Raw genomic sequence first — 9762 nt, 5'->3', positions numbered from 1 at the left:
CGAACACAGCAGTTAAGCCCTAGAACGCCGGAAGTAGTTGGGGGTTGCCCCCTGTGAGATATGGAAGTCGCTTAGCTCTAGGGAGTTTAGCTTAGTTGTAATTGAGAGGAAATCGAAATTACAATCGGCGGATGAGAGAAACGAAGTTTCTCACCGTTGGCTGAGCTAGACTCCGCCCTTTGGGAGTTTAGCTCAGCTGGGAGAGCATCTGCCTTACAAGCAGAGGGTCAGCGGTTCGATCCCGTTAACTCCCATAGGTCCCGTAGTGTAGCGGTTATCACGTCGCCCTGTCACGGCGAAGATCGCGGGTTCGATTCCCGTCGGGACCGTAAGATAACGGAAGTTATTTTAGACTCGTTAGCTCAGTTGGTAGAGCAATTGACTTTTAATCAATGGGTCACTGGTTCGAGCCCAGTACGGGTCATATTTGCGGGTTTGGCGGAATTGGCAGACGCACCAGATTTAGGATCTGGCGCTTAACGGCGTGGGGGTTCAAGTCCCTTAACCCGCATAGTAGAAATTAGCCGGCTTAGCTCAGTTGGTAGAGCATCTGATTTGTAATCAGAGGGTCGCGTGTTCAAGTCATGTAGCCGGCATTAAAACTAGAAGAGGTCGATGCGAACGTAGTTCAGTGGTAGAACACCACCTTGCCAAGGTGGGGGTCGCGGGTTCGAATCCCGTCGTTCGCTTAGAGAGGCCGGGGTGGCGGAACTGGCAGACGCACAGGACTTAAAATCCTGCGATTGGAAACGATCGTACCGGTTCGATCCCGGTCCTCGGCATATAATAATGAGCACCCTTAGCTCAACTGGATAGAGTACCTGACTACGAATCAGGCGGTTAGAGGTTCGAATCCTCTAGGGTGCATTTTTTCTATTTAACTCGGGAAGTAGCTCAGCTTGGTAGAGTACTTGGTTTGGGACCAAGGTGTCGCAGGTTCGAATCCTGTCTTCCCGATTGATTTATTGACCAAGATACTTAAGTGAGTATCTTTTTTTGGCTATTTGTCAACTGTAGTGGATTACCAAAAAGTCATACTCTGGAGAGGACTAAATCAGTCCTCTCCTTTTTGATATTCAAAGCGACGAGAATTCTAGTTTGGCTTTGGAATAGAGTGATTCAAGGGCATTAATGATTTTTTCTTTGTCCTTGAGAAAGGTTTGAAAGACAGCCTGAAAGCGTTTTTGAATAATCGCTTGTGTTCTGCATTCAAGGACAGTGATAATATTGAGATTCTTAAAGCCTTGTACGGATAAAACTCATTTTAAAGGCGTACTCGTCTCAGGACATAGTCTTATGAAGTCGACTAAAGTCATTGAGCTTCCGAATGACGGTTGAAGTTGAAATGGAAAGCTGGTGAGCGATATCGGTCATAGAAGTTTTTTCAACTAGTTTTTGAGCAATGATAGCACTTTAAACGACGCTTTTTCAGAAGAATTCTGGTAGGCATACCAGTTGTTCCAAGGTAAGGAATTTTAGAAGATTTCTGGAAGTCATATTTCTTCATTTGGGTTCCGCAATCAGGACAAGATGGGGCGTCGTAGTCCAGTTTAGCGATGATTTCCTTGAAGGTATCTCTATTAACAACATCCATAATTTGGATATTAGGGTCTTTAATATCGAGTAGTTTTGTGATAAAATGTAATGGTTCCATATGATTCTTTCTAATGATGGTTTGGTCGCTTTTCATTATAGGTCATATGGGACTTTTTTTCTACAACAAAATAGGCTCCATAATATCCATAGGGGATTTACCCACTACAAATATTATAGAGTCTGCAAACAACACCCCATGACTAGAAGATTCTTCTAATCATGGGGTGTTTTCTCTATAGGAGGGCTAGGTTATACTCTTCGAAAATCTCTTCAAACCAGGTCAGCTTCGCCTTATCTACAACCTCAAAGCTGTGCTTTGAGCAGCCTGCGGCTAGCTTTCTAGTTTACTCTTTGATTTTCATTGAGTGTTATTTCTTTTTCTTGTTTTTTATCAACCATCCAAGTCCGAGAAGGGCGATGATGCTGAATCCAGCAAGGGCGAGGAGGGATTTGCTCTCAGTTCCTGTGTTTGGAAGGAAGTTATGAGAGTGAGCCTCTGCAGCAGTTTCTTGAGTTTCAGGATTGGCTGCTAGGTTTTGGATTTGGCCATGTTCTGGTTCAACTTCCAAGCTAGAAAGATCAAATTCTGGTTTTTCTTCCACAGCTGGAGCGACAATGGCACCACCTTGAGATAAGCGGAGAACGACAGCAGTGAGAGCGTTCAATTTCAAGCCTTTTTCAGTCCATTCGAGACCTTGAGGGTTAGCAATTCCTACTGGTCCTGCTTGGTTTTCATCTGCGAGGACTTCAGCCTTTCTCAAGTGAGCAAAGGCAGTTCCCAAGTTGAATTCGCGAGCCTTATCATCTGCATTGACAAAGACGGCGTAGATATCTCCATTTGGAGCAGTGATTTGGTAGCCGATGACCACGTCTTCTTTTTCAACACCATTTTGGCCTGGGACAGTAATGAGTTGGACGCGCTCTTTGATATCTTGTAGACTCTTGAGTCGGAAGGCATCTGTAGATTGACGAAGAGCGATCAGACCTTTCATGTAGTCACGGCTCTTGACATTTTCAGGATATGCTTTGCCATCTGTAGCCTTGGTCCAGTCAAACTTGTTGACAGCATCACTAGAGTCGTAAGAGTCATGGATAAAGTAAGGATAGACAAATGGCTTGCCGTCCTTGTCACGTAACAAGTGAGATTTGTTTGGGACCTTATCGTCTGGAACAGGAGTCTTGTAGGCTGGGTCTAGGAATTGTTTGGTACGTCCGTATTCCTGACCAGAGTGGATAAACGGAGTTCCTTGAGCAGTCAATACCATGAGGTTTCCAAGTCGCAAACGACGATGGATTTCAGCATAGTTCTTAGCCTTGCTTGGGTCTTTTTTGATAGACTGGGCAATGATGTCAAAGAGGGTCAAGTTATCATGGGCTGCGATATACTGGATAACATCTCCAGGATTGTCAGCCTCAAAGTTTGTTGGTTGGGCAATGAGATTTTTAAAGATGGTATTGATATCGCGTTTTCCACCTGTGATAAAGGCAGGTTGCCCTTCGTTTGGATAGCCAGACTTGAGGTTGTTGCGGATGTCGTCTGAGAAGACAGCGACAGTATCTGTTTTCTTCATCCAAGACTGATCAGCGGGTTGTACAGGCGTATTTTCATCACCAGCATAGGTTCTCCAGCCTTCACCTAGCATGATAAGGTTTGGATTGAGGGCGCGTGCAGCCTTGTACGCTTCTTCGATAGAAGCTGCATCGTGGTCACCCATCATATCGAAACGGAAGCCATCCACTTTGTAGGTTTCAACCAGATACTTGATGGAGTCTACCAAGACACGTTTAGACATGTAGTGGGTAGTTCCCAAACGACCACCTCCAAAGTTAGTACGGGGTGTTCCGTCTGCGTCCATAAAGTGATAGTAGTTTGGCTCAATATCTTCAAAAATATCAACATTTGCAGTATGGTTGTAGACCACGTCCAAGATAGCCCCCATGCCACGTTTGTGGATTTCGTTGATGAGGTTTTTGAATTCTGCGATACGTTTTTCTGGATCCTTAGGATCGCTTGAGTACATACCAGTCAAGGAGAAGTAGTTTTGAGGGTCATATCCCCAGTTGTAGTTGCTGTTGCTTGAAGCGTAGGCAGACAAACGTTCATGGTTTTTCAATTCATTGACAAAGTAGTAGGACAAGACTGGAAGGAGCTGGATGTGGGTCACACCCAAGTCTTTGAGATAGTCTAGTTTTTCGATAAAGGCTTCAAAGGTACCGAATGGTTTGGTCAAGTCTTTTGCGATGGCAGGATCCGAAGTGAAGTCACGCACATGAGCCTCATAGATAACGGCATCTTCACGTGATTTGAAGTTACGAATCTTTCCATAGGTCAAGTCTTGCGGACCTAACTTCGCTGGATCGACAAAGGCAGCTTTAGCGACCTTATGAGCGGCATCTGTTTTTGCTAGGTCACTGTTCCAAGCCGCTAATGATTTGGCATAAGGGTCAAGAACGAGGACAGTTTTACCTTGGCGCTCGATTTGGTAGTGGTAGTAATAGCCAGTGTAGTTGCTGATACCGAGACCAGAGTTTGCATCCAGAGTTTGTTTCCAGGTTCCTTTTTCTCCTTTTTCAAGGGCGACAGTTCCAACTACTTTTTCAGGGTCTTTCTTGTCATAGACAACAACGGAAACCTTATCAGCACTTGGAGACCAGAGGGTGAGGTCAACACGCTTGCCATCTTCTTTTAGAGTTGCGCCGAGTGGACCATCGTAACTGTAGGACTCATCCTTGAGGCGCCAGCTTGAACGTGAGGTAAATCGGTCTGAATTGTAGCTGACAGTGTAAGGGTGTTGAGTGTCAGAGAAGTCGCCGATGTAGGTCACTTTTTTACCTGCCTCATCCACTTCTACGTCTGTGATAGCTACTTTATTCCCTTGGTAATCAGTGATGCTGGAGTGTTTGAGGATATCGTCTTTCTTAGCTCCAACTAGGGTAGAAAAACTGCTTTCGATACGGGATTTAGCCACGTGTTGAGCACCAGTCATGCGGATATCGTGCACATAGTAGGGGTTGGTGTAGATGGTTTCGTCATCATCTTTGAGGAAGATTTGACTATGATTTTTCAAATCTGTAAATTTGTAATCCTCTTTTCGGATTTTCACATCATCGCCTTTCTTGCTTTCGTCTAGTAATAAAAATCCAAATTCTCTTGCAGCTTCATTGAGTGGGATATCAATGTAACGGCCATATTTTCCAGTTGCGGTAAAGTCAGTACCGTCAGGCCATTCTCCACTGCTTGGGTTTTTGACATCGCCCCAATACCAAAGAGATTTTTTGTCATAGTTGCCATCGGTGCGGTAGTAGTTGACACGAATAGTTCCTGCTGGTTGAGGGCGGTAGTTGTATACCTTGTAGTTTTCATCTAGCCAAGCCTCGTTCATTTTGGGAGAGAGGCGTTCTACCGAACGGTCTCCTGTTAGGTTATCCCCTTTGGTATTGTTAATAAGGAAGCTGACTTTCTTGGCTTGCTCATTTTTGAGTTTGACATCTAGGTAATAGCCGTAGTCATCTTGCTTGGCATCCTTGAAGGACTGGGCTCCATTGGGCCAGTTTTCAGACGGCTTTTCAACATCGTCCCAAGTCCAAAGACCTTGAGAATCTTTGTTTTCTTCAGGGAGTTTTTTTACATGGATGCGGAAGTAGTTGTCTGCGATGGGTTCTTCAGAAGATGTGTCAGCTTGTGGTTTTTGATCTGAAGTTGACGCCGAAGTGCTGGCATCTACTTTCTCTTCTTTGCTGTTAGGCTGGCTTGTAGTAGCATCTTCTGTTTTAGGTGTTTCTGGTGCTAGACTAGTTTCTACAGCTGGAGTTTCCTTTTTAGAACCGAGGGAAGCGTTTGCATTGTTTTGTTCAGAAACAGGCGTTTGCTCTTGAGTTTGACTAGTTTCAGTCTCAGTATGAGCCTTAGTCACAACGCTAGTCTTTTCCTGAGTTTGGGGAAGGTTTTCATTAGCCGAAATAGTTGGCATTGCAGCAGAAAGCAAGACAATGCTGGCACCAATAAGGACAGAACCAGTTCCGTTTTTCAAAGAACGGATACCGTAAATCATTTTTTTCTCAGTTTGAGATGGGATCTTTTTCATCACAATTCTCCTTGTGTAGTTGTTCCTTATCAGTATAGCACGAGGTAAACATTAGTGCAAGCGTTTTCCTATTTTTTGAGAGAAAATATAATGCTTCATTCTCTTGAAATTTTAAAATAATATATAGGAAAAGATTGTTTAAAAAATAGTAAAAAAACCTTGAAAAATCTAGCTAAATAAGGTATAATGTGAATAATCATTTGTCGTAGGTTTTGTCTGAAATATTGTCCAGACAAGGCTCACAGCAGTTAAATCTTCTGAAAAAGTCAGATTTAGCTGCTCTTTTTGTGCTTTTTTTCAGGTTTTCGAGTGCTTGTAACAAAGATTTAAAGATTCTGAAAATTCATCAGAAGGACATGGTGATAAGGTTTTTTAAAACCATATGACGATTAGAAAAGCCTGATTGACAAGGCTTGAAACTTTATTTACAAAGGAGAATCATCTTGGCAGGACATGACGTTCAATACGGGAAACATCGTACCCGTCGTAGTTTTTCAAGAATCAAAGAAGTTCTTGACTTACCAAATTTGATTGAAATTCAAACGGATTCATTCAAAGCTTTCCTAGACCATGGTCTTAAGGAAGTGTTTGAAGATGTATTGCCAATTTCAAACTTCACAGACACAATGGAGTTAGAATTTGTTGGCTATGAAATCAAGGAACCGAAATACACGCTCGAAGAAGCTCGTATCCACGATGCTAGCTACTCAGCACCCATTTTTGTAACCTTCCGCTTGATCAACAAGGAAACTGGTGAAATCAAGACTCAAGAAGTCTTCTTTGGTGATTTCCCAATCATGACAGAAATGGGAACCTTCATTATCAACGGTGGTGAACGTATCATCGTATCTCAGTTGGTCCGTTCTCCTGGTGTTTACTTTAATGACAAAGTAGATAAGAACGGTAAAGTGGGCTACGGTTCTACTGTTATCCCTAACCGTGGAGCTTGGTTGGAACTGGAAAGCGACTCAAAAGACATCGCCTATACTCGTATCGACCGTACTCGTAAGATTCCATTTACGACCTTGGTTCGTGCGCTTGGTTTCTCAGGTGATGATGAAATCTTTGATATCTTCGGTGACAGCGAATTGGTTCGCAATACTGTTGAAAAAGATATCCACAAGAATCCAATGGACTCTCGTACAGACGAAGCTTTGAAAGAAATCTACGAACGCCTTCGTCCAGGTGAACCTAAGACCGCTGAAAGCTCACGTAGCTTGCTTGTGGCTCGTTTCTTTGACCCACGCCGCTACGATTTGGCAGCTGTTGGTCGTTACAAGATCAATAAAAAACTCAACGTTAAAACACGCTTGCTCAACCAAACCATTGCGGAGCCATTGGTAGACCCTGAAACTGGTGAAATCTTGGTAGAAGCTGGTACCGTTATGACTCGTAGCGTGATCGAAAGTATCGAGAGCCACTTAGATGGCGACTTGAACAAGATTGTTTATATTCCAAACGATGCAGCTGTTCTGACAGAACCAGTTGTGCTTCAAAAATTCAAGGTTGTTGCGCCAACAGACCCAGACCGTGTTGTAACCATCATCGGAAATGCCAATCCTGACGACAAGGTTCGTGTTGTAACTCCTGCGGATATCCTTGCAGAGATGAGCTACTTCCTCAACTTGGCAGAAGGTATCGGACGTGTGGATGATATCGACCACCTTGGAAATCGTCGTATCCGTGCAGTTGGTGAATTGCTTGCCAACCAAGTACGTCTTGGACTTTCTCGTATGGAACGTAATGTCCGTGAACGTATGTCTGTTCAGGACAATGAAGTTTTAACACCACAACAAATTATCAATATTCGTCCTGTAACAGCTGCGGTTAAAGAATTCTTTGGTTCATCACAGTTGTCACAGTTCATGGACCAACACAACCCACTTTCTGAGTTGTCTCACAAACGCCGTTTGTCAGCCTTGGGACCTGGTGGTTTGACACGTGACCGTGCTGGATATGAAGTCCGTGACGTGCATTACACTCACTATGGTCGTATGTGTCCAATCGAGACACCTGAAGGACCTAACATCGGTTTGATCAATAACTTGTCATCTTACGGGCACTTGAACAAATATGGTTTTGTTCAAACACCATACCGTAAGGTTGACCGTGAAACAGGTGTTGTTACCAACGAAATCGTTTGGTTGACAGCCGATGAAGAAGATGAATTTACTGTAGCACAGGCTAACTCTCGCCTCAACGAAGATGGTACTTTTGCTGAGAAAGTTGTCATGGGACGTCACCAAGGGGTCAACCAAGAGTATCCAGCAGAAGTGGTTGACTACATGGACGTGTCACCAAAACAGGTAGTTGCCGTTGCGACTGCATGTATTCCTTTCTTGGAAAACGATGACTCCAACCGTGCCCTCATGGGTGCCAACATGCAACGTCAGGCTGTGCCATTGATTGATCCAAAAGCTCCTTACGTTGGTACTGGTATGGAATACCAAGCAGCTCATGACTCTGGTGCTGCTGTTATTGCTCAGTATGGTGGTAAAGTTACTTACGCAGATGCTGACAAGGTAGAAGTACGCCGTGAAGATGGTTCGCTAGATGTTTACCACATCCAAAAATTCCGTCGTTCAAACTCAGGTACTGCCTACAACCAACGTACGCTTGTTAAAGTTGGTGATCTTGTAGAAAAAGGCGACTTTATCGCAGATGGACCTTCTATGGAAAATGGAGAAATGGCGCTTGGACAAAACCCAATCGTTGCCTACATGACATGGGAAGGTTACAACTTCGAGGATGCCGTTATCATGAGCGAACGCTTGGTGAAAGACGATGTCTACACATCTGTCCACCTCGAAGAATATGAATCAGAAACACGCGATACAAAGCTTGGACCTGAAGAAATCACTCGTGAAATTCCAAACGTTGGTGAAGATGCTCTTAAAGACCTTGACGAAATGGGTATTATCCGTATCGGTGCTGAGGTTAAAGAAGGCGATATCCTTGTAGGTAAAGTCACACCTAAGGGTGAGAAAGACCTTTCAGCTGAAGAACGTCTCTTGCACGCTATCTTCGGAGACAAGTCTCGTGAGGTGCGCGACACTTCTCTTCGTGTACCACACGGTGCCGATGGTGTCGTTCGTGATGTTAAGATCTTTACACGTGCAAATGGAGATGAGTTGCAATCAGGTGTCAACATGCTGGTTCGCGTCTACATCGCTCAAAAACGTAAGATCAAGGTCGGTGATAAGATGGCCGGACGTCACGGAAACAAAGGGGTTGTCTCTCGTATCGTTCCTGTAGAAGACATGCCTTACCTTCCAGACGGAACTCCAGTCGATATCATGTTGAACCCACTTGGGGTACCATCACGTATGAATATCGGTCAGGTTATGGAACTCCACCTTGGTATGGCAGCCCGTACTCTTGGTATCCACATCGCAACACCAGTCTTTGACGGAGCAAGTTCTGAAGATCTTTGGTCAACCGTTAAAGAAGCAGGTATGGATAGCGATGCTAAGACAATCCTTTACGACGGACGTACAGGTGAGCCGTTTGACAACCGTGTATCAGTTGGTGTCATGTACATGATCAAACTCCACCACATGGTTGATGATAAATTGCACGCGCGTTCAGTCGGACCATACTCAACCGTTACCCAACAACCACTCGGAGGTAAAGCTCAGTTTGGTGGACAACGTTTCGGTGAGATGGAAGTTTGGGCTCTTGAAGCCTACGGTGCGTCAAATGTTCTTCAAGAAATCTTGACTTACAAGTCTGACGATATTAACGGACGTTTGAAAGCTTATGAAGCTATCACAAAAGGAAAACCAATTCCAAAACCAGGTGTTCCAGAATCCTTCCGAGTTCTTGTGAAAGAATTGCAATCTCTTGGTCTTGACATGCGTGTCCTTGACGAAGATGACCAAGAAGTGGAACTTCGCGACTTGGATGAAGGAATGGACGAAGATGTCATCCACGTAGATGACCTTGAAAAAGCCCGCGAAAAAGCAGCCCAAGAGGCTAAAGCAGCCTTTGAAGCTGAAGAAGCTGAGAAAGCAACAAAAGCGGAAGCAACAGAAGAAGCTGCTGAACAAGAATAAGCAGTTCACTTAGAATAGAAAGGGAA

Annotated in this window: 2 protein-coding genes, 9 tRNA genes and 1 pseudogene; 10 read left to right on the top strand and 2 right to left on the bottom strand. The window is 44.2% G+C overall.

Going from position 1 to position 9762, the window contains the following annotated elements; translation table 11 throughout:
- Nucleotides 1–181 precede the first annotated feature (181 nt).
- The 9 genes from K1I53_RS07950 (at nt 182) to K1I53_RS07910 (ending at nt 957) form a co-directional block, all read left to right on the top strand.
- Nucleotides 182–254: transfer RNA gene (locus tag K1I53_RS07950), tRNA-Val, on the top strand.
- 2 nt (nt 255–256) lie between these two features.
- Nucleotides 257–329, top strand: a tRNA-Asp gene (locus K1I53_RS07945).
- Nucleotides 330–351: 22 nt separating this feature from the next.
- Nucleotides 352–424 (top strand) — tRNA-Lys (locus K1I53_RS07940).
- A gap of 5 nt (nt 425–429) precedes the next feature.
- Nucleotides 430–511: transfer RNA gene (locus tag K1I53_RS07935), tRNA-Leu, on the top strand.
- 12 nt (nt 512–523) lie between these two features.
- A tRNA-Thr gene (locus tag K1I53_RS07930) sits at nt 524–596 on the top strand.
- 21 nt (nt 597–617) lie between these two features.
- Nucleotides 618–689: transfer RNA gene (locus tag K1I53_RS07925), tRNA-Gly, on the top strand.
- Between the two features lie 7 nt (nt 690–696).
- Nucleotides 697–782, top strand: a tRNA-Leu gene (locus tag K1I53_RS07920).
- Between the two features lie 11 nt (nt 783–793).
- Nucleotides 794–867, top strand: a tRNA-Arg gene (locus K1I53_RS07915).
- Between the two features lie 16 nt (nt 868–883).
- A tRNA-Pro gene (locus tag K1I53_RS07910) sits at nt 884–957 on the top strand.
- 218 nt (nt 958–1175) lie between these two features.
- Here the strand turns inward: K1I53_RS07910 and K1I53_RS07905 are convergent.
- Nucleotides 1176–1654, bottom strand: a pseudogene (locus tag K1I53_RS07905) (transposase family protein); the annotation flags it as partial.
- A gap of 310 nt (nt 1655–1964) precedes the next feature.
- Complete coding sequence (locus K1I53_RS07900; protein WP_223328983.1) at nt 1965–5681, bottom strand: pullulanase; 3717 nt, start codon at nt 5679–5681, stop codon at nt 1965–1967.
- Nucleotides 5682–6124: 443 nt separating this feature from the next.
- On the opposite strand from K1I53_RS07900, the gene rpoB reads away from it, so the two are divergent.
- Nucleotides 6125–9736: a DNA-directed RNA polymerase subunit beta gene (rpoB, locus tag K1I53_RS07895; RefSeq protein ID WP_223328982.1), complete on the top strand. Its 3612-nt coding sequence runs from the start codon at nt 6125–6127 to the stop codon at nt 9734–9736.
- Nucleotides 9737–9762 lie beyond the last annotated feature (26 nt).

The sequence above is a fragment of the Streptococcus oralis genome (genome assembly GCF_019929365.1).
Lineage (GTDB): Bacteria > Bacillota > Bacilli > Lactobacillales > Streptococcaceae > Streptococcus > Streptococcus oralis_BT.
The sequence above is the reverse complement of the archived record's forward strand: the minus strand, read 5'-3'. Positions and strand labels throughout refer to the sequence as shown.